The following is a 20,714-nucleotide window of genomic DNA, read 5'->3' as shown; positions in this document are numbered from 1 at the left end:
GCAGTGTCACCGGACGCGGCAGCAGCTCAGCCGTCCGTGTCGTTCCCCAGCGCCACCACGAAATGCCCGAGGTCCTGTCGGTGCGACCTGGCCTGCCACACCGCCCAGGTCCGACGCACCAGAGGGCTGCCTGCCAGGGGCTGCCACACGACGTTCTCGGGCAAGGGGTGGAACCAGTGCGGCGGGGCCAGGGCGAAGGCCGTCCCGTCGCTCACCGCCGCCAGCTTCACTTCGGCGAGCAGCGTCTGCCCTCCCACGGCGGAGGCCTCGATGTCGATGCCGTGTCCACGCAGTACGGCGGTCACCTCGTCGTACCAGACGGGGCTTCCGGAGCGGGGGAAGCCGACCCAGTGGAGCCGGGCGAGTGAGTCGAGCCGCACACCCTCCGGGCCGGACAGTTCGGCGGCCCGCTCGGCCGCGAGCAGCACGCCCAGCCGCTCCTCCATGACCCTGATCGCGTCCAGGTCACCCCCGGACGGGCGCTCGCGCAGCAGGCCGATGTCGAGCTCCCCGGTGCGCAGGGCCACCTTCTGGTCCGCCGTGGACATGTGCCGGGGTTCCACCCGAGTCTCGGGATATGCGTCCGCGAGTGCGGCCAGCGGACGGGTCAGGAACCCGGGGGGCAGTTCGAGCGGGATTCCGAGCCGGAGAACGGAGCCACCCGGTGCGGCGTGCCGGGCGACGACGGCGACGGCCTGGTCGTACCGGGCGAGCACCGCACGGGACTCGGCCAGCAGGGTGGTGCCGGCCTCGGTCGGCTGGACCCCGGTCGAACTGCGCACCAACAGGCCGACGCCGAACTCCCGCTCCAGTGCGAGCACCATCTGGGAGAGCCGGGGCTGGCTCATGTGGAGCCGGCGGGCCGCGGCGGACAGGGCGCCCTCCTCCACCACCGCCACGAAGGCCCGCATGTCCCGGAGATCCATGGTTCCCATCGCACCACATCGCTGGATCGCGGCACGCCCGGATGCCATAAGCATCCCTGATGGAGGGTGGTCCCGGAGCGACTGGACGCACGCTACGAACCGGCCCGCCCCGGTGGTTGTGTGGAAGAGCGGCGCACGACGGCGCCGCGCCACCGTAGGAGTGACCATGACCGGCGCAACACCCGAATACTTCACCGCCTTCAAGAACATCGCCTTGAGCCGCACCGACTCCGGAGTGCTGACCCTGCGCTTCCACACGGACGGCGGCCCGGCCACCTTCAGCGGACAGTTGCACACCGACTTTCCCCGCGCCCTGTTCGAGATCGGCGAGGACCGGGACAACCGGGTCCTGGTGCTGACCGGCACCGGGGACCGCTTCATGACCGAGATCGACGGCGCAAGCCTCGGGGACATCACCAAGCCCGCCCAGTGGGACCGCACCGTCGCCGAGGGCCGCCGGGTGATGCAGCGCCTGGTCGACCTGGAGATGCCGATCGTCGCCGCCGTCAACGGTCCGGCCTCCGTACACAGCGAGTACGCGCTGCTGGCCGACATCGTCGTGGCCGCGGACACCACCGTCTTCTCCGACTTTCCCCACCTGACCTTCGGCATCGTGCCCGGTGACGGCATCCAGATCGCCTGGGAGGAAGCCATCGGCGTCAACCGCACCCGCTACCTCACCCTCACCCAGGGCTCGTTCACCGCCGACCAGGCCGAACGGTGGGGCGCCGTCGCCGAGGTGCTGCCGCTGGAGCGGGTACTGCCCCGGGCCCAGGAACTCGCGGAGCGGCTCGCCGCCAAGCCGCAACTGCTCACCCGCTATCTGGCCGTCACCCTGCGGCAGCGGATCAGCCGCCGCATGGCCGAAGGCACCCAACTGGGCATGGCGCTCGAGGGCCTCACCGCCGCCGACCTCGCCTACGGAAGCGGGGACCAGGCGTGACCGCCGCCGACCACTGGATCGGTGCCATGCACGAGTCGTCCCAGCGACTGTGGCACGCTGTCGCCGACCTGCCGGCCGACCGTCTCGCCGCGGCCTCGTTCGCCGAGGGCTGGACCATCGGCCAGGTGCTGTCCCACCTGGGCAGCGGCGCGGAGATCTCCACCACGCTCGTGGAACGGGGCCTCAAGGGGGACGAGCGGGGCCCGGTCCGCGAGGAGCTCCTGCCGGTGTGGGAGCGGTGGGACGCGATGTCCCCCGTCGAACAGCGCGCCGCGTGGCGGGAGGCCGACGAACGCCATCTGGCGCTCCTGGACTCGGTCGGCCCCGGGCAGCGCACGTCCCTGCGCGTCCCGTACTTCGCCGGACTGCTCGATCTGGCGTCGTACGCCGGCTACCGGCTGTCCGAGCAGGCCCTACACGCCTGGGACGTCATGGTCGCGCTGGACGAGCGGGCGGTGCTCACCGCACCCGACGTGGCGCTGCTCTGGGAGCGGATCGACCTGGTGGCCACCCGCTTCCGCGACGCCGACGCCCTGACCCGCCTCGCACCGCGGCGCGTACGAGTGGAGCTCACCGACCCCCGCCGGACGCTGCTCCTCGACATCGACAGCGAACTCCACCTCTACCCGACCCCTCCCACCGACCCCACCGCCCTCCTGACCGGCCCCGCGGAGTCGGCACTGCGGCTCGTCTACGGCCGCAACCGCCCCCAGGACCCCCTGACCGCCACCGGATCGATCTCCCTCGACGACCTGCGGGCGCTCTTCCCCGGTTTTTGACCGGCCTCCGATCTGCCACAGCCGTCACCGCCCCCAGTGGAGCTTGCGATCCGCCACGCCCCGCCGGCCTGTGAGCCGAGCGGATCGCCACGTCCCGAGGAACGATGGAATCATGAACACTTCACCCGAAATCACTCCAGAAGCCGCCGCGAGAGACACCGCGGAAGACACCTATGACGTGATCGTGCTCGGGGCCGGCCCGGTCGGCCAGAACGCCGCCGACCACGCCCGCGCGGCCGGGCTGACCGTCGCCGTGGTCGAGCGTGAACTGGTGGGCGGTGAGTGCTCGTACTGGGCCTGCGTGCCCAGCAAGGCACTGCTGCGGCCGGTCATCGCCGTCTCGGACGCACGCCGGGTGGACGGTGCCCGCCAGGCGGTCGCCGGAGACCTCGACACCGCCAGGGTCTTCGCCCGGCGCGATCACTACGTCACCGACTGGGACGATGCCGGGCAGGCCAACTGGGTGAAGTCCATCGGGGCCGATCTGTTCCGCGGGCAGGGCCGGATCGACGGACCGCGCCGGGTGACCGTCACCGCCTCCGACGGCGGGCGCCGCACCCTCAACGCCCGCCACGCGGTCGCCATCGCCACCGGCAGCCGCCCCGTACTGCCCGACGTACCAGGCCTCGAGGAAGCCCGTCCGTGGACCAACCGCGAGGGCACCGACTCCAGCCATGTGCCCGGCCGGCTCGCCATCGTCGGCGGTGGAGGGGTGGGCGTGGAGATGGCCACCCTGTGGCAGGGCCTCGGCGCCCAGGTCACCCTGCTGGCCCGCCGCCCGCTGCTGCCCCGGATGGAGCCCTTCGTCGGCGACGCGGTCACCCAAGGGCTCACCGAGGCGGGCGCGGACGTACGCATCGGCGTCTCGGTGACCGGGCTGAGCCGCCCCGACCCGGCGGGCCCGGTCACCCTGAGCCTCGACGACGGGAACCGGCTGGAGGCCGATGAGGTCATGTTCGCCACCGGTCGGGCGCCGCGCACCGACGACATCGGCCTGGAGACCGTGGGCCTGGCCCCCGGATCCTGGCTCGATGTCGACGAGACCTGTCTGGTCCGAGAAATGGAGGGCACCTGGCTCTACGCCCTCGGTGACGTCAACCACCGCGCCCTGCTCACCCACCAGGGCAAGTACCAGGCGCGGACGGCGGGCGACGCGATCGGCGCCCGCGCCAAGGGTCTGCCGCTCGACAACGGGCCCTGGGGCGACCACGCCACCACCGCCGACCAGCACGCCGTGCCGCAGGTCTTCTTCTCCGATCCCGAGGCCGCTGCCGTGGGCCTGTCCGCCGAACAGGCCACCGGAGCCGGCCACCGCATCTCCGTGGTCGACGTGGACTTCGCCCAAGCCCAGGGGGCGAACCTGTACGCCGACGGCTACCAGGGCCAAGCCCGCATGGTCATCGACCTCGACCGTGAGGTCCTCCTCGGGGTGACCTTCGTCGGCCCCGGCGTCAGCGAACTGCTGCACTCCGCGACCGTCGCCGTCGCGGGCGAGATCCCCCTCAAGCGACTGCGGCACGCCGTCGCCTGCTTCCCCACCGTCAGCGAAATCTGGCTCTTCATGCTCAAGGCCTACAAGAGCTAGGCCACCAGGCCCGTCGGCAGATGCCGCACACGACCACGAGCGTGTGCGCAAGCCGCGTGAGCAGGAGGTTACAAGCGCATGCGATGCCGGACCCCGCCCGTGTCCACGGGCGGGGTCCGCGTCACGAAAGTCTTTCGTAACCGAGGCATTTCCCCTCCTTGTCCCGGGTGTGAAGGACATGTCAGTCTCCCGATCCAGCAGGCAGGCCGCCTCGGCGGGACATCCGAAAGCCTTTCGTAATGCTTTCCGATCTGCCTGACGCACCCACGGCGTGCAGAGAGATGAGGCAGAACATGCGCGGATTCCGGAACATCAGAGCCCGGCGCGTCATCGCGTCCGCCGTCACCGTCGCGGCGGCCTTCGGCCTTGCCGCGTGCGGGACTTCGGGACCGTCCACGACGACGTCGGCGAAGGGCCTGACGATGTGGGCACTGAACGACCAGACGATCCTCAAGGAGTCCGTCGACGCCTACAACAAGGACCATCCCGACGAGAAGATCACGCTGCAGCTGTACGCGAACGACGACTACAAGCAGAAGCTGCGGGTGGCCTTCGGCGCGAACCAGGCACCGGACATCTTCTTCAGCTGGGGCGGCGGCGCGCTGGACGACTACGTCAAGGCGGGCAAGGTCGACGCGCTGACGGCGGCACAGGTGAAGACGGACCGGTTCACGCCGAGCGTGATGCAGAGCGCCACTTTCGGCGGCAAGGTCTACGGCGTGCCGGCCAACGGCCTCGCCCCGGTCGTCCTCTACTACAACAAGAAGGTTCTCAAGAGCGCGGGCGTGGAGCCGCCGAAGACGTACGACGAGCTGATGACGGCCGTGGGGAAGCTGAAGGGCGACGGAGTGATTCCGCTGTCCCTCGCGGCGAACTCCAAGTGGCCGACGCTGATGTACCTGGAGTACCTGCTCGACCGCACGGGCGGCACCCAGGCGTTCTCGAAGATCGCTTCCGGTGACGCCACGGCGTGGACGGATCCGACGGTCACCAAGGCCAATCAGTACCTCCAGGACCTCGCCAAGGCCGGCGCGTTCGGGAACAACGCCTCCTCCGTGAACTACGACCAGGGCGCCTCCACGGCTCTGCTCTACACCGGCAAGGCGGGCATGGAGGTGATGGGCACCTGGGAGTACGCCAACCTCGTCAAGGCCGCACCGGACTTCGTCAAGAAGGACCTGGGCTATGTCGCCTTCCCGGCGCTGACCGGCGGCGCGGGCAACGCGAAGAGCATCGTCGGCAACCCCTCGAACTTCCTGTCGCTGAACGCGTCGAGCGGGCACAAGTCCGCGGCCCTCACCTACCTGAAGGACTACGTCCTCGACGACTCCCAGGTCGACGCCTACCTCGCGGCGGGCAGCGTGCCGCCGGTCAACGGTCTGGAGTCGAAGCTGGCGGCGACGAAGTCGTCCGACAAGGCGTGGCTGACGTTCGTCTACGAACTGGTGCAGAACTCCCCGAGCTTCCAGCTCTCCTGGGACCAGGCCCTGCCCTCGGACCAGGCCGACCCGCTCCTGACCAACGTCGACAAATCGTTCCTGCGGCAGATCAAGCCCGAGCAGTTCGGCGCGAACATGAGCAAGGCGGGCTCGTAGTGGCCACCACGCTCCGCACCCCCCGTACGACCTCTACGACCCGAACGACCCGTACGACCGGCCGTGGCGGGCGCCGTTTCAGCGGCGCTCTCATGGCGGCCCCCGCCCTGATCCTCTTCGGTCTGTTCGGTCTGGTCCCCCTGGTGGGCGTGGTGGCGCTCGGCTTCGCCCGCTGGGACGGCCTGGGCTCCATCGGCTGGTCCGGCGCCGCCAACTGGAGTTCCGTCCTGACGGACGGCGCCACCTGGCAGGCGCTGTGGCTCACCGTCAAGGTGATGGTGATCAGCTGGCTGGTCCAGACACCGCTGGCTCTCGCCCTCGGTGTCTTCCAGGCGCCGCACGGGCGCCTGCGCTCCCTCTTCGCGGTGCTCTGGTTCCTGCCCCTGCTGCTGTCCGCCGTGGCGATCGGACTCACCTGGCAGGCCCTGCTCGACCCGTCGTTCGGCATCGGTGCCACACCCGGACTGCACTGGCTGGCAAGGCCGTTGCTGGGCTCGCCGGACCTGGCGCTGTATACGGTGATCTTCGTGATCGCCTGGCAGTTCGTGCCGTTCCACGCACTGCTCTACCAGGCCGGGATACGGCAGATCCCGACCGAGCTGTACGAGGCCGCCGCGATCGACGGCGCCGGTCCCGCGACCCGGTTCCTGCGCATCACGCTGCCGCAGCTGAAGTACACGATGGTCACGTCCAGCACGCTCATGCTGGTGGGCTCGCTGACGTACTTCGACCTGATCTTCGTGCTGTCCGGCGGCACCGGCGGTCCCGGCACCGCCACCCGCGTGCTGCCGCTGGCCATGTACATCACGGGTTTCCAGTCGCACGACATGGGCCGGGCCAGCGCGGTCGCCACTCTGCTGGTGGCGTTCGGCCTCGGTCTGTCGCTGCTGACCACCCGCCTGTCCGGGTTCACCCGGATGGACAGCCAACAGGAGGGCCTGTGAGCACCACCCTGACACGGACGCGCACAGGTGCCGGCAAGGACGACGGGGCGGACGCCGCCGGGCGTCCGGTGACGGCGCGGCGGGCTCCCTGGCCGCACCGGGCGGCGACGGCCCTGCGCCGTGCCGTCACCGGCGGCGCCGCGCTGCTGTGGACGGCGCTGGTCGTCGTACCCGTCTACTGGCTCGTCGTGACCAGCCTGCGCAGTGCTACGGACTTCACCACCGCGAGTCCGCTGGCCCCGCCCGGCCACCCCACCCTGGCGAACTACCGAACCGTCCTGGACGGCGACTTCGCGACCTATCTGCTCAACAGCGCCGTCGTGACCGTGGCGACGGTCGTGTTCACCGTCGTCGCGGCCCTGATGGCGGCGTTCGCGATCGTCCGCAACTCCGGCAGCCGCTGGTCCCGGGTGACGTTCCGGCTGTTCCTGCTGGGCCTGGCGATCCCGTTGCAGGCGGTCATCATCCCGGTGTACCTGCTGATCATCCGGATGCGGCTGTACGACAGCCTGGCGGCGATCGTGCTGCCGTCGGTGGCGTTCGCGCTGCCCATCACCGTGATGATCCTGGTGAGCTTCCTGCGGGACGTGCCCCGTTCCCTGTTCGAGGCGATGGTCGTCGACGGCGCGGGCGACTGGCGCATGCTGATCTCGCTCGCGGCGCCGCTGGCCCGCCCGGCGCTGGTGACGGTCGCCGTGTACGACGGCCTCCAGGTCTGGAACGGCTTCCTCTTCCCGCTGATCCTCACCCAGAGCGGCGACAAGGCGGTGCTGCCGCTCGCTCTGACGCTCTACCGGGGCCAGTTCGGCATCGACGTCCCGGCGACCATGGCCGCGGTGGTGCTCTCCACGCTGCCCATGCTGGTGGTGTTCGTGCTCGCCCGGCGCCAGCTCGTCGCCGGCCTCACCGCCGGATTCTCCAAGTAGCAGGCCCTCGCCCGCCTCACCACCTTTGTCTCAGCAACGCGTCCCGCGACGGCGGCCGGGTTGGCATGCCCGGCCGCCGCGACGCGTTCCCCCGTACCTCCCCGAGGAGTCGTGAATGACGACCACCATGCCGGACCACGGCGGCCTCCCGCACCCGGGAGACCGCACCGGGCCCGATCGCCCCTGGACCGACCCCGCGCTGCCGGTCGACGAGCGCGTCGAGGCCCTGCTCGCCCGGCTCACCCTGCCCGAGAAGGTCGCGCAACTGAGCAGCACCTGGGAGGACATCGAGGCCACCGGCCCCGAAGTCGCCCCGGGCAGCAACCACTTCGGCCGGGTCGGTGACCTCGACGAGACCGCCCGGCACGGCCTGGGCCAGCTCACCCGCCCCTACGGCACCCTCCCCCGGCCCGCACTGGAACACGCCCGGCTGCTGGCCGGGCACCAGCAACAGGTCGTGAGGCAGAGCCGGTTCGGCATCCCGGCCATGGCCCACGACGAGTGCCTGACCGGCTTCACCGCCTACGGCGCCACGATCTACCCGACCTCCCTGGGCATGGCGGCCACCTTCGACCCCGCCCTGATCCGCCGGGTCGGCGAGGCCATCGGCTCCGACATGGCCGAGGCCGGCGTCCACCAGGGTCTGGCCCCCGTCGTCGACGTGATCCGCGACTACCGCTGGGGCCGCTGCGAAGAGACCTTCGGTGAGGACCCCTATCTCGTCGGCGAGATGGCCGAGGCCTATGTACTGGGCGTGCAGAGCGCGGGGGTGGTCGCCACCCTCAAGCACTTCGCGGGGTACTCCGCCTCGATGGGCGGCCGCAACCACGCGCCCGCGCAGCTCGGCCGCCGGGAGCTGTTCGACGTCATCCTGCCGCCCTTCGAACGACTCGTCGCCGCGGGTGTGGGGTCGGTCATGAACTCGTACGCCGAGATCGACGGCGAGGCCCCCGCCGCGAGCGAGTGGCTGCTGACGTCCGTGCTCCGCGACCAGTGGGGCTTCGAGGGCACCGTCGTCTCCGACTACTGGTCGCTGCCGTTCCTGGTGAACGCGCACCGGGTGGCGGCCGACCTGCCCGCGGCCGGGGCGCTCGCCCTGCGGGCCGGGATGGATGTCGAACTGCCCGACCAGCGCGGCTTCGGCGAGGCGCTGGTGAGCGCCGTGGAGAAGGGGCAGGTGGCCGAGAGCGCGGTCGACCGGGCGGTACGCCGGGTCCTGCGGCAGAAGATCGGGCTGGGGCTGCTCGACCCCGACTGGGACCCGCGCCCACCCGCCCTGCGCGCCGGGGCGCTCGACCTCGACAAGCCGGAGCACCGCCGGCTTGCCCACGCGGCCGCCCGGTCGAGCGCCGTGCTACTGACGAACGACGGAGCCTTGCCCCTCCCCTCGGCCGGCCGGATCGCTCTGATCGGCCCGTGCGCCGACGACGTCCGCACCATGTTCGGCTGCTACAGCTTCCCCAACCACGTCCTCGCCGACCGCGACGATCTCGGCGACGGGGTGGAGGCGGTGTCCCTGCGAACCGCACTGACCGCCGAACTACCGCATGTGGAATGGCAGTTCGCCCAGGGCTGCCCGATCCGCGACGAGGACCGCACCGGCATCCCGGCCGCCGTGGAGGCCTGCTCCACCGCGGACGTGACCGTCCTGGTCGTCGGGGACAAGGCCGGCATGTTCGGCGTCGGCACCTCCGGCGAGGGCTGCGACGTCGAGGATCTTCGACTGCCGGGCGTACAGGAGGAGTTGGTGGAGGCGGTCCTCGCGACCCACAGGCCGGTCGTCCTGGTGGTCAGCAGTGGACGCCCCTACGCCGTGGGCCGGTTCGCCGCTGACGCCGCCGCCATGGTGCAGGTCTTCCTGCCCGGCGAGGAAGGCGGCCGGGCGGTCGCCGAACTCCTCGCCGGCTCAGGGAACTTCAGCGGAAAACTGCCGGTGCAGCTCCCCCTGTCCCCCGGCGGTCAGCCCCACACCTACCTCCACCCGCCGCTGGGCGACCGGCAGAGCTGGCTGTCCAACCTCGATCCGACCCCCGCGTTCCCCTTCGGGCACGGCCTTTCGTACACCACCTTCGAGATCGACGGGATGGCCGTCGACCGCGAACAGGTTCCTACGGACGGGGAGTTCACCGTGTCCGCGCAGGTACGGAACACAGGTGACCTGCCCGGCGCCGAGACGGTCCAGCTCTACGCCGTCGACCCGGTCGCCCAGGTCACCCGGCCGGTACGCGCGCTGCTGGCCTTCGCCAAGGTCGACCTCGTCCCCGGCGAGAGCGCCACCGTCCGCTTCGCCGTGCACACCGACCGGCTGGCCTTCACCGGCCTGGCGGGGCACCGCGTCGTCGAGCCCGGCGAGATCCTGCTGTACGCGGGATCGTCGAGCCAGGACACCCCGGCGCGGGGCACGGTCCGGCTCGTCGGCGAGGAACGGGACGCGACGGTCGTACGACACCACACCGTGCGGGTGACCGTCGAGCGGGCTTAGCCGGGCGGGCACGGCAGCGGCGGCACCGGTCTTGCCCCTGGGCACACGGTCCCGTTAGCTTGCGGCGGAGGTTCTGACCAGGGATTCGATGCGTTTTCGGCGCATCGGTGTCGGCAATGGGGCGGGCATCGGGTGGCAGCTCAGGGCAAGGCTCATCTGGAGACGCAGTACGGGCTGCTGACGGGCATCGCCGCCGAGGCGGGGGTGTCCCTCAGCACCGTGTCCAAGGTCGTGCACCGGCGTCGTGACGTCGGTGCGGCGACCCGGGCCCGCGTGGAGGAGCTGCTGGCGCGCAGCGGGTACGTCCGCCCGTGGGAGCCGGAGCCCGCCCGACCCCGGCAGATCATCGCGGTGTTCCGGGACATGTCGGGGCCCTACACACTGGAAGTCGCCCGGGGAATCGTGGACGCGGCAGGCGAACTCGGCATCAACGTGGTGACGGGGACGACGAGTCGGCGGCCCATCTCCCGGTGGCTGGAGGAGTGTGTGGCGCTCGGTGCCGCCGGGCTGATCATCGTGATCTCGATGCTGGCCGAGGAGGACCAGCGCCGTATCGTCGAGCAGCGTCTCCCGGTGGTGCTGATCGACCCGCTCAGCGCGCCGTCCCTGGACATCCCGAGCATCGGGGTGACCAACTGGAACGGTGCCAGGGACGCGATGCAGCACCTCCTCGGGCTCGGGCACACCCGGATCGGCATGGTCGCGGGCCGCTCGCACTCCCTGGCCGGGGCGGCTCGCCTGCACGGCTACCGGGCAGCCCTGGAGGAAGCCGGGATCGGCTACGACCCGTCGATCGTCCGCTCCACCGACTTCGACTACGACGAGGCGCTGACCGCCAGCCTCCAGATCCTCCGCTCCGCCGAGCCGCCCACCGCCGTGTTCGCGGCCAGTGACGCCCAGGCCCTCGGCGTGCTGGAGGCCGCCCGCCAGGAGGGGTTCGGCGTGCCGGACGATCTGGCCGTCATGTCCTTCGACGACACCTTGGTCGCGGCCATGGCCTGTCCGCCCCTGAGCGCGGTGCGCCAGCCGTTCGAGGAACTGGGGCACGAGGCGACTCGGGTCCTCATGCAGCTCGCCGAGGGCCGGCCGCCGGTGTCCCCGCGGATCGAGCTGGCGACGGAGCTGGTGCTGCGGACGTCGACGTCCGTTCCCCGGCACGCGGACAGGTCCCGCTGACAGCCGTTCGGGCGAGGTGCGGCACGCACCCCGCCCGAACCGGCTATCCCCGGCTCCACCTCTGGGTGGCGTTGCCCAGGGCCGTCCACAGTTCCACGGGCGAGCCGTTGGCCGTCCCCCAGTTGGTCACATCGATGGCTAGACCGTTGGACCGGTTGACGACGGAACCGTCCAGCCGGAACCACCACTTCTGGCTGGACTTCCCGTTGCAGGCCCAGAGAATGAGCTTGGTACCCGCGGTGGTGCCGTCACTGTTCGCGGCAAGGCAGTTGCCGGAGACGCGGAGTTCGCCGGCCGCGGTCTGGGTGATGGTCTGGTTGGCGTTGCCCGAGCAGTCGTAGATCTGGACCTGCACGCCTGTCTGGCCGTTCGGGACGTCGAGGCAGCGGCCGGAGTTGGCGCCCTTCAGGGCGAAGGACGCGTCGGTCGGCACGGGGTCCTGGACCAGCTGCCAGTCCTGTGAGCCGTCGCTGGTAGCCGCAGCCACGGTGACGGCGCCGCCCGCGGTCGCTCCGCTCATGTACAGGCTGGTGTTCTTGACCGAGCGGATCTTGTAGTACCCGCTGGTCGACGAGGAGACCAGGGTCCACTGCTTGTCGGTGGCACCGTCGTCGACCCACTGGGCCAGCTTCTGCCCGGCCGTCGCGCTGCCGGTCCAGATGGCGACGGAGCGGCCGCCGGTCTTGTTGAGCAGGGTCACGTTGGCGCCCTTTGCGGTGAGATGCCAGCGCTGCGAGTCGTCCGTGGCACTGCGGGCCTTGAGGACGAGGTCGGGGACGTTTCCGGTGAGGTTCGCGTCCTGCGTCTTCCCAGTGTCGGGGCTGAGGACCTGACCGGTCAGGCGGTTGACGAGGGTGTCGTAGGCACCGTCGGACCGGCCGAGGTCGACCTCGGCATAGTGCACGGGCCCCACGCTTCCGCCGCTCCAGGATGCCTGGAGGACGAGGACGCGTCCCGTGCCCGTGACGTACTGGAGAGTGCGGCTGTACCCGGCGGCGATCGGTGTCTGGTACTCCTTCCAGGACCCGTTGCTGAGACCGGACTCGTTCACCCAGACGTTTCCGCTGCCCGACGCGTTGTAGACGATCCGTCCGTCCGGCATCGAGAGGAGCACCGGGCTGCCGCCCGTGGACAGCGTGTGTCCGCCGGTGGGCACGGGCAGGTTGGTGATCGGGGCGTCGGCGGCTGCGTAGAACTTCAGGGGATCGTCCGCGATCTTGTATCGGACGTTCGTCCCGCCGCCCCAGTACTCGTAGGTGAGGAGCCATTTGCCGTCGGTGGTCGGGGCGATCGTCGTCATGCCCGGTCGGCCGCCGCCGATCTCCGTCTTGCCGTTGCCGCGGTCCACGGTGGAACCCGGGACGTCGACGACCGGTCCGCTCCAGGATGTGCTGCTGCCGTCCCAGGTTCTGTGCACGAGGACCTGGCCGCCCGAGTCCGACGCGGTGTCGTTGTCCGGGTCGAGGACCGGCACACCGGTGCCGGCGTCGTAGCCGAGGTAGTCGTTCTCGTCCGAGTAGTAGGCGACGAGTTGGCCGTTCCGGGCGACGAGGTGCGGCTCCCAGACCGGGTCGACCTGCGCGTGGGTGTTGGCGGTCGAGACGCGCCCGAGGCTTCCCGCGCTGCCGCCCTGCCAGCCGCCGGTGGCGACGATGTTGACGATGTTCCAGGTCGCGCCGTCGTCGGTGCTGGAGTACAGCGCGAGCGCCACGTCCTTTCGGTCGCCGTCACTGGACGGCGTCCAACTGGAATTGGCGGCCTTCTGCTCCTCGTAGTAATAGTCGTCCCCCGAGACCACGCTCGCGAGAAGCAGCGTGCCGGCGCTCAGGTTTCCGACATTCTGTGGGAGCACATAGAGATACGGGTTCGTCCAATTGCTCGTGTACTTCGCGTACTTGGCGTCACTCGACAGGTAGGCCGGTGCTTTGACATCGGCCAGCTTCTGCCACGTCGTCCCCTCGTCGTCACTCTTGTAGACCGGCATCGTCTGGCCCACCGGGGCGGTCTGATCGTTCTCGAACGCCGCCACGATCCGGCCGCTCGGAAGCTGGGCCGACTTCGGGTACAGAACGCAGGGGTTCTTGTTGCACGCGGCGGGATTGTCCGCCACATACAAGTTCGACGAGCTCGGCTGATATGCCGACGCGTTCGCCGCGGAGGCGATGACGAACGCCAGGCCGACGCCGACGGCTGTCGCCGACGCGAGAGCCTTCCGTGCCAATTTCTTTATCAATACAATTCCCCTGGACGGATCGGCACGAAGTCCCTGTCGAGAACTGCCGATTGACGGAGTGCGAGGCCGACAGCCCCGATTGCTCACGGATGCACATTCCACTCAATGAGACGTGAGCCGGTGGGAGACAGTATTGGGACGCGACGCCGTTGTGTCACCGTCACGTTTCCGAAAGTATTTCGTGAACCGGCCGTCACCGGTTGTTGACGTAGCGGAAATCGCAGGAACATGTGCCGGCAGGGGCCCGGCACACCGCCGCTCAGCGCCCCGCGCTCTGGCCCCCGTCGACGTGCAGGATCTCCCCGGTGACGAACGAGGCGCTTTCGAGGTACAGGATCGCGTCGACCACGTCGTCGATCTCGCCCACCCTGCCGATCGGCTGCAACGCGGCGAGAGCCTCGTACTCCGTGGTCGGGTGCATCGGGGTGCGGACGGTGCCGAGCGCGACGGTGTTGACCCGGATGCCGCAGGACGCGTACTCGATCGCCAGCGCCTTGGTGACCGCGTTCAGCCCACCTTTGGTCAGCGACGCGAGCGCTGCGGGCACCCGCGAGTCGGCGTGGTCGACCAGGGTGGTCGAGATGTTCACCAGGTGGCCGCCACCGGCCCGGGAGAGCATGGCGGCGACGGCGCTGCGGGAGACCTCGAAGAAGCCGCGCAGGTTCACCCCGGCCACGGCGTCGTAGTCCTCGTCGGTGTATTCGGTGAACGGCTTGGCGATGAAGATTCCGGCGTTGTTGATCAGCGTGTCGATCCTGCCGAACCGCCCGAGAGCCGCTTCGACGATGCGAGCGCCGACGCCCGGCTCGGCCACATCGGCCCGCACGGCCAGCACCTCGGGGTCGCTGAAATCGCCGATGGAGCGGGAGATCGCCACGACCCCGTAGCCGAGCTCGCGGTAGGCGGTGACGAGGGCGGCGCCGATGCCTTGCGAAGCGCCGGTGACGAGGGCGACCTTCTGCACGGTGTTCACGATGCGAGGAGCACCTCCTTCATCGCGATGACTGTTCACCTTCGGAGGACGGCGGGATGTACGTCAGCCTGCCCCGGCTGCGCCGCACGCGCGCTCATGGAAAGGCAGACGAGTGATGTGCCTGGCCCACTCGGGTGCCGTCGGTGTGTAGGACACGGTGTCCACATCCTCGGTGTCCTGGTCCACGAGGGACACCATCCCGTCCGCGCCTCCGACACAACCCCGTACGGTCATGCCGCGTGCGAGCCACCATGAACCGTGGCCAATATCCCCGATAACCGTATTCTCGGTATTCTCGTGCATAGCAGGTGATTTTCGACGAATGGACTGTCGAAGACGCGAGTGAGGCGCAGCGTGGTTCTGACCGGCCGGAAACCGATGCCGACAGGGCACGCGACAGGCGGCACAGGGCCTGCCCGTTCCCGTGAGCGGTTTCTTCAGGGTGAGCCCGTCGAGGCGGGTGTGCGCACATCGATCCTGAGTTCGTGGCAGCGCAGCCGCTCCCTCGGCCTCTCGCCGGACCAGGCCGACCTGCCCTTCCGGGATGATTTCGACCGGGACGCACGGATCGTCCGCGCGGCCGTCCCCGTGCTCGACCGGCTGCAGGCCAGGTTCGCCGGCAGCAAGATGAACATCTCCGTAGCCGATGCGAGCGGCACGGTCCTCCTGCGCCGCTTCGGCGAGGCGTCGCTGGCCAGGAGTCTTCCTGCGTTTCAGCGCGTTCCGGGATTCGTGTTCGCCGAGCGGGTCGCGGGTACCAACGGCATCGGTCTCGCACTGGCGGAGCGGCAACTCATCCGGGTTCACGGTGCCGAGCACTTCGCCGAGCGCTCCCAGCGAAGCGCCTGCCGCGCGCTTCCCGTCCGCGATCCGCTCAGCGGCCGTATCGAGGGCGTCCTGTGCTTCGGCTATCCGCGCAGCACCGAAGACCCGGGACTGGCGATCACGATACGCAAGGCGGCCCAGGCCATCGAGCGGCGGCTGCTGGGGCAGAGTTCCGCGCGTGAGCGCGCTCTGTTGCGGGCGTACCTGGACACCGGAGCCGCGGCCTCCGTCGGCCTTCACCACACCATGGGCGTGGACGAACTGGCCCTCGGACTGCACCCCCACGACCGGGCGCTCCTCACGGAGAAGGCCGCGGAGTTGATCTCGCACGGGCAGCGGGCCGCCGCCGTCGTATCCCTGTTCGACGGTCGGCGGGTCACTCTCGTGAGCCGTCCGATGAGAAGTGGCTCAGGTGTGGAAGGCGTTGCCATCGAGGCCGTCCTCCCCGGCCCCGCACCGCGAGAACCCCTCGCCGTCCCGACCCCGGTCGACGTACCGCCGGGCTTCTCCGGTCGGCTCGCCGTGGCCACTGCCGTCCGGCCGCCCCGGTTCGTTCCGGCCACCGCGGCCCCCGGGCGTCTGTCCGTCGCCGCGCTGTCCAGGCACCTTCCCGACATCGCCTACGGCCCGTTCGGCTTCGGCAGGGGTGGCATGGCGGACGATCACCCCGACGCCCCGCCCCGGACGAGAGGGCTCGTGATGGTGGGGGAACCGCGTGTGGGAACGTACGCCCTGGCCGCGCGCCGCCGCCTGGAGCTGCTGTCCGAGGCCAGCGCCCGGATAGGTACCACGCTGGACGTGCGCCGTACCGCCCAGGAACTCGCCGAGACGGCGGTGCCACGACTGGCCGACTTCGTCACCATCGACCTGCCCGAGGCCGTACTGCGTGGCGAGGAGTCCGCCGACCCCCGCACCGACCTGCACCGCACGGTGGTGCACGGGATCCGCGACGACCTTCCCTTCAGCCCGGTCGGCAAGCAGGTCGACTTCGGCCCGACCACGCCGCAGATACGCTGTCTGACCAGCGGGCAGGCAGTGCTGGAACCGGATCTGAAGGCCGCTGCGGGCTGGCTCGCCCAGGACCCCGAGCACACCGAACGGCTGCTCACCCAGGTCCACTCCCTCATCGCGGTCCCCCTGGTGGCCCGCGGCGTGATCCTGGGCATCGCCAGCTTCTACCGTGCGCGGGACCCCGCCCCCTTCGGTGACGACGACCGCTCGCTGGGACTGGAACTCGCCAACCGCGCCGCGCTGTCCATCGACAACGCCCGGCGCTACACGCGCGAACGCACCATGGTCCTCACCCTCCAGCGCAGCCTGCTGCCGCACGATCTGCCCGACCAGGACGCCGTGGAGATCGCTCATCGCTATCTGCCCGCCGAATCCGACGTGGGCGGAGACTGGTACGACGTCATCCCCCTCTCCGGCACCCGTATCGGCCTCTTCGTCGGGGACGTCGTCGGCCACGGCATGCTCTCGGCCGCCACCATGGGCCAGTTGCGCACCGCCGCGCGCAGCTTCGCCGAACTCGACTTTCCCCCGGACGAAGTCCTCACCCACCTCGACAACCTCGTGGGACGCCTGGACCGGGAGGAACCCGCCGCCGGTGCCGGTGTCATCGGCGCCACCTGCCTCTACGTCATCTACGACCCGACCTCGCAGCAGTGCGCCATGGCCCGGGCCGGCCACCCTCCGCCCGCGCTGGTGCTGCCCGACGGCACGGTGTCGTTCCCCGACCTGCCCGCCGGGCCCCCTCTCGGCCTGGGCGGCCTGCCCTTCGAAACCGTCGAGATCCACCTCCCCGAGGGCAGCCGACTGCTCCTCTACACGGACGGACTCATCGAGGACCGGCACCGTGACGTCGACGTGGTCCTCGATCAGCTGCGCGGTGCCCTGGCCCACCCCGAGCACACACCGGAGCAGACCTGTCAGACGGTCCTGGAAACCGTCGCGCCCGCTCACCCCTGCGACGACATCGCCCTGCTCGTCGCCCGCACCCACGCGCTGGACTCTCACCGGGTCGCCGTCTGGGACCTGCCCGCCGATCCGGCCCGGGTCGGTGAAGTCCGCGCCGCCGCCCTGCGGCAACTGGCCGACTGGGGACTCGACGAGGCCGCGTTCGCCGCCGAGCTGATGCTCAGCGAGCTGGTGACCAACGCCATCCGCCACGGTGCCGGGCCCATCCGGGTACGGCTGCTCCACGGCCGCACCCTGATCTGCGAGGTTTCCGACGCCAGCAATACCGCCCCGCACCTGCGCCGGGCGGCCAGTACCGACGAGGGCGGCCGTGGTCTGTTCCTCGTGGCGCAGCTGGCACAGAGCTGGGGTACGCGCTATCTGCCCGAGGGCAAGGTCATCTGGGCCGAATGCGGGCTCGACGGCGCCTGAAGGACCGTGTGCGCAGTCCGGCGGACGCGACCGTCGGACAGGGGAGAGGCGAGCGCGGGACACGCGGCTCGCCCGGTCGGCCCACTGACCCGCTGGAGTCACAGCAGCGGGCAGGATGTCTGAAATACTCAGATTCGCCCCGTTGATGACGACGATGAAGGTCGGGCAGAACTCGCCAGACGACCCCTCGGAGATGTCCGTGCATGACGCTCCCGACACTTCCCCGAAGGACGTCCCGCCCTTGGGGGCGACTCCCCTGGTCCGCATCCGCGGGCTCGGCAAACGGTTCGGCGGGACCCTCGCACTGGCCGGGGTCGACCTCGATGTCCACGTCGGCAGCGTCCTCGCCCTCCTGGGGCCCAACGGTGCCGGAAAGTCCACACTCATCAAGGTGCTCGCCGGCGTCCACCACGCCGATGCGGGACAGATCACGGTGGACGGGCACCCGCTCGGAAGTCATGCCGCCTCCCGCAGCATGTCCTTCATCCACCAGGACCTCGGTCTCGTGGAGTGGATGACGGTCGCCGAGAGCATCGCCCTGAGCATCGGGTATCCCCGACGCGCCGGCCTGATTTCCTGGAGGCGGACCCGGGAGCGCTGCGCCGACGCCCTGAAAATCGTCGCCGGACATCTCGACCCCGACGCGCCGATCGCCCGGCTCTCCCCCGCCGAGCGCTCGCTGGTCGCCTTCGCCCGTGCCCTGGCGGCACACGCGAAGCTCATCGTCCTGGACGAGCCCACCGCCCGACTCCCCGCCGCGGACTGCGCCCGGCTCTTCCGCGTGCTCCACGCCCTGCGCGACCAGGGGCACGGCATTCTCTACGTCAGCCACCGGCTGGACGAGGTGTACAAGGTCGCCGACACCTTCGCCGTGCTGCGCGACGGCCGCCTCGTCAGCCACGGCCCGCTGGCGGGCCGGGGCCCCGCCCGTCTGGTGCACGACATCGTCGGTGAGGAACTGGCCGGCTACCGGCCCGCCACGGTTCCGGCCGACGGCCCGGCCGTCCTGACCCTCGACGGCGTACGGACCGCCGGCGCGGGACCCGTCAGCCTGGACCTCGGGCCCGGGGAAATCCTGGGCCTGGTCGGGCTCTCGGGCGCCGGGCACATGAACCTGGGCCGAGCCCTCGCCGGCTCCCGGGCCCTCCTCGACGGGCGCGTCCTGCTCGGCGGTCAGCCGTACAGCCCGCGTACGGTCGCCGACGCCGTCGGCCTCGGGGTGGGCTTCGTGAGCGGCGACAGACAGCGGGAGGGGTGCGCCGCCGAGCTGACGGTACGCGAGAACCTCCTGGCCAACCCCGGCGCGGGCGGTCTGTCGGCGCTGGGCTGGATCAGTCCCCGCCGCGAACGTGCCGAGGCGGCCGGTTTGATCGAACGGCTCTCGGTGCGGCCCCAGGACAGCGAGGCTCCCCTCGCCACCCTGTCCGGCGGAAACCAGCAGAAGGTCGTGATCGGCCGGTGGCTCCGGGTCGGCCTGCGCCTGCTGATCCTCGAGGAGCCGACCGCGAGCGTGGACGTCGGCGCCAAGGCCGCGGTCTACCGCCTGCTCGACGACGGGCTGGCCGCCGGCCTCGCGGTCCTGCTGATCTCCACCGACTTCGAGGAGGTCGCGGGCGTGTGCCGACGCGCCCTGGTCTTCGTCCGCGGGTCCGTGACGGCCGAGCTGAGCGGTCCGGACCTCACCGTCGCCGGGCTCACCCGGGCGGCGTCGGCCATGCCCCTGTCCGGAACCGCGACCCACCCATGACGGACTCCTCCCCACCCCGACCCCGGCCGCAGCGGCCGAGGCCGCTGCGCCGCCTCGGCCGACCGGGCGGGCCACGGGCAGCTCGCGGACCAGGCGGTCACCTCATCGGCAGGTACGGCCTGCTGGCGCTCACGGCCCTGCTCTTCCTGATCTTCTCCCTCACCCTGCCGCGCACCTTCCCCACGCTGGACACCGTCGACGCGATCCTGTCCACCCAGTCGATCCCGGCCGTCCTCGCACTCGCCGCCATGGTCCCCATCGTGACGGGCCGCTTCGACCTCTCCCTCGGCTACGGCCTCGGCCTTGCGCACGTCATGGTGATGCAGCTCGTCGTCAACAACGGCTGGCCCTGGCCACTCGCCTGCCTCGCGGTGATCTCGGGTGGGGCGGTCGTGGGCATCCTCAACGGCGTCATCGTCGAGTTCGGCCGGATCAACTCCTTCATCGCCACTCTCGGGACCGGCAGCATGCTGTACGCCGTGACCGGCTGGATCACCGACGGTGGTCGGATCGTCCCCGGCCCGCAGGGCCTCCCCCTCGCCTTCACCGACCTCTACGACTCGATGTTCCTCGGCCTTCCCGTCCCCGCCTTCTACGTGCTCGGTCTCGCCGTCGCGCTGTGGCTGGTGCTGGAACGGCTGCCGCTCGGCCGGTACCTGTACGTCATCGGTGCGAACCGGCGCGCCGCGGACCTCATCGGCATCCCGACACGGAGGTACTCCGTCTACGCGTTCACCGCGTCGGGACTGATCGTCGGCCTCGCGGGCGTCCTGCTCGCGGCCCAGCAGCAGATCGGCAACCCCAGCGTCGGCCTCGACTACCTGCTGCCCGCCTTTGCCGCCGCCCTCCTCGGCTCCACCGCGATCAGACCCGGCCGCCCCAACGCCATGGGCACCGTCGTCGCCGTCGCCGTCCTGGCCGTCGGCCTCACGGGCATCGGTCAGATGGGCGCGGGCTTCTGGACGATTCCGCTGTTCTACGGCGGCACCCTGCTCGTGGCTGTCGGTCTGTCCGGCTACTCCGCCCGCCGCCTTCGCACCGGCGCCGCGGCGGCCCGCGACTCGCCCGACGCGCCGCCTCCGCCCCCCTCCGCCCCGACGCGGGACGGTGGTGCGGCGGGCACCACTCCATGACCCGCGCCACGGGCACCACCTGTGTGTTCGCGGCCGCATCGTCCCGCCCCTTCCTCCGC

General features: G+C 70.6%; 14 protein-coding genes. 11 read left to right on the top strand and 3 right to left on the bottom strand.

The annotated features are described in order from the left end of the window. Positions 1-26: 26 nt before the first annotated feature. On the bottom strand, positions 27-926 hold the full coding sequence (locus tag AQJ27_RS36400) for a LysR family transcriptional regulator (protein WP_235613900.1): 900 nt from the start codon (positions 924-926) through the stop codon (positions 27-29). Positions 927-1,092: 166 nt separating this feature from the next. Here AQJ27_RS36400 and AQJ27_RS36395 point away from each other — a divergent pair, with 166 nt between their 5' ends. The 8 genes from AQJ27_RS36395 (at position 1,093) to AQJ27_RS36360 (ending at position 11,356) form a co-directional block, all read left to right on the top strand. Then, the gene (locus AQJ27_RS36395) at positions 1,093-1,869 is read left to right on the top strand and encodes an enoyl-CoA hydratase/isomerase family protein (RefSeq protein WP_067378311.1); all 777 of its coding nucleotides are present in this window, start codon (positions 1,093-1,095) and stop codon (positions 1,867-1,869) included. Further along, positions 1,866-2,648, top strand: a complete 783-nt coding sequence (locus tag AQJ27_RS36390) for a maleylpyruvate isomerase family mycothiol-dependent enzyme (protein ID WP_067378307.1) — start codon at positions 1,866-1,868, stop codon at positions 2,646-2,648. Before AQJ27_RS36395 ends, AQJ27_RS36390 begins: the two co-directional genes overlap by 4 nt. A gap of 112 nt (positions 2,649-2,760) precedes the next feature. Next, complete coding sequence (locus AQJ27_RS36385) at positions 2,761-4,233, top strand: dihydrolipoyl dehydrogenase family protein (RefSeq protein WP_067378305.1); 1,473 nt, start codon at positions 2,761-2,763, stop codon at positions 4,231-4,233. A gap of 293 nt (positions 4,234-4,526) precedes the next feature. Continuing rightward, positions 4,527-5,828, top strand: a complete 1,302-nt coding sequence (locus AQJ27_RS36380) for an extracellular solute-binding protein (protein ID WP_067378302.1) — start codon at positions 4,527-4,529, stop codon at positions 5,826-5,828. 92 nt (positions 5,829-5,920) lie between these two features. Next, the gene (locus tag AQJ27_RS36375; RefSeq protein ID WP_079065512.1) at positions 5,921-6,772 is read left to right on the top strand and encodes a carbohydrate ABC transporter permease; all 852 of its coding nucleotides are present in this window, start codon (positions 5,921-5,923) and stop codon (positions 6,770-6,772) included. Next, positions 6,769-7,698 carry a carbohydrate ABC transporter permease gene (locus AQJ27_RS36370; RefSeq protein ID WP_079065496.1) on the top strand — a complete coding sequence of 310 codons (930 nt, stop codon included), beginning with the start codon at positions 6,769-6,771 and terminating at the stop codon, positions 7,696-7,698. Before AQJ27_RS36375 ends, AQJ27_RS36370 begins: the two co-directional genes overlap by 4 nt. Before the next feature lie 115 nt (positions 7,699-7,813). Next, positions 7,814-10,180 (top strand): glycoside hydrolase family 3 N-terminal domain-containing protein, encoded by a 2,367-nt coding sequence (locus AQJ27_RS36365; RefSeq protein WP_079065495.1) that lies wholly within the window; start codon positions 7,814-7,816, stop codon positions 10,178-10,180. Positions 10,181-10,312: 132 nt separating this feature from the next. After that, positions 10,313-11,356: a LacI family DNA-binding transcriptional regulator gene (locus AQJ27_RS36360; RefSeq protein ID WP_067378296.1), complete on the top strand. Its 1,044-nt coding sequence runs from the start codon at positions 10,313-10,315 to the stop codon at positions 11,354-11,356. 43 nt (positions 11,357-11,399) lie between these two features. Here the strand turns inward: AQJ27_RS36360 and AQJ27_RS36355 are convergent, their stop codons facing one another. Next, a complete protein-coding gene (locus AQJ27_RS36355) occupies positions 11,400-13,577 on the bottom strand; it encodes a ricin-type beta-trefoil lectin domain protein (protein ID WP_067378293.1) in 2,178 nt (725 codons plus the stop codon). Positions 13,578-13,848: 271 nt separating this feature from the next. Then, positions 13,849-14,562: an SDR family NAD(P)-dependent oxidoreductase gene (locus AQJ27_RS36350; RefSeq protein ID WP_067378290.1), complete on the bottom strand. Its 714-nt coding sequence runs from the start codon at positions 14,560-14,562 to the stop codon at positions 13,849-13,851. A 378-nt stretch (positions 14,563-14,940) separates the two neighbouring features. On the opposite strand from AQJ27_RS36350, the gene AQJ27_RS36345 reads away from it, so the two are divergent. The 3 genes from AQJ27_RS36345 to AQJ27_RS36335 all read left to right on the top strand — a co-directional run bounded on the left by AQJ27_RS36345 (position 14,941) and on the right by AQJ27_RS36335 (position 20,655). Continuing rightward, positions 14,941-17,775, top strand: coding sequence for a SpoIIE family protein phosphatase (locus tag AQJ27_RS36345; protein WP_201264479.1), 2,835 nt, complete (start codon positions 14,941-14,943; stop codon positions 17,773-17,775). A gap of 199 nt (positions 17,776-17,974) precedes the next feature. Next, positions 17,975-19,522 (top strand): sugar ABC transporter ATP-binding protein, encoded by a 1,548-nt coding sequence (locus AQJ27_RS36340; RefSeq protein WP_067378542.1) that lies wholly within the window; start codon positions 17,975-17,977, stop codon positions 19,520-19,522. After that, on the top strand, positions 19,519-20,655 hold the full coding sequence (locus AQJ27_RS36335) for an ABC transporter permease (protein ID WP_067378285.1): 1,137 nt from the start codon (positions 19,519-19,521) through the stop codon (positions 20,653-20,655). Before AQJ27_RS36340 ends, AQJ27_RS36335 begins: the two co-directional genes overlap by 4 nt. The last annotated feature ends 59 nt before the right edge of the window (positions 20,656-20,714 follow it).

This window comes from Streptomyces olivochromogenes (genome assembly GCF_001514115.1).
In the GTDB taxonomy this organism is placed as follows: domain Bacteria; phylum Actinomycetota; class Actinomycetes; order Streptomycetales; family Streptomycetaceae; genus Streptomyces; species Streptomyces olivochromogenes.
The sequence above is the reverse complement of the archived record's forward strand: the minus strand, read 5'-3'. Positions and strand labels throughout refer to the sequence as shown.

Coding starts and splice junctions, on each gene's coding strand:
- AQJ27_RS36400 (WP_235613900.1), bottom strand. CDS start 926: ATGGATCTCCGGGACATGCGGGCCTTCGTGGCGGTGGTGGAGGAGGGC.
- AQJ27_RS36395 (WP_067378311.1), top strand. CDS start 1,093: ATGACCGGCGCAACACCCGAATACTTCACCGCCTTCAAGAACATCGCC.
- AQJ27_RS36385 (WP_067378305.1), top strand. CDS start 2,761: ATGAACACTTCACCCGAAATCACTCCAGAAGCCGCCGCGAGAGACACC.
- AQJ27_RS36380 (WP_067378302.1), top strand. CDS start 4,527: ATGCGCGGATTCCGGAACATCAGAGCCCGGCGCGTCATCGCGTCCGCC.
- AQJ27_RS36375 (WP_079065512.1), top strand. CDS start 5,921: ATGGCGGCCCCCGCCCTGATCCTCTTCGGTCTGTTCGGTCTGGTCCCC.
- AQJ27_RS36365 (WP_079065495.1), top strand. CDS start 7,814: ATGACGACCACCATGCCGGACCACGGCGGCCTCCCGCACCCGGGAGAC.
- AQJ27_RS36345 (WP_201264479.1), top strand. CDS start 14,941: ATGCCGACAGGGCACGCGACAGGCGGCACAGGGCCTGCCCGTTCCCGT.
- AQJ27_RS36335 (WP_067378285.1), top strand. CDS start 19,519: ATGACGGACTCCTCCCCACCCCGACCCCGGCCGCAGCGGCCGAGGCCG.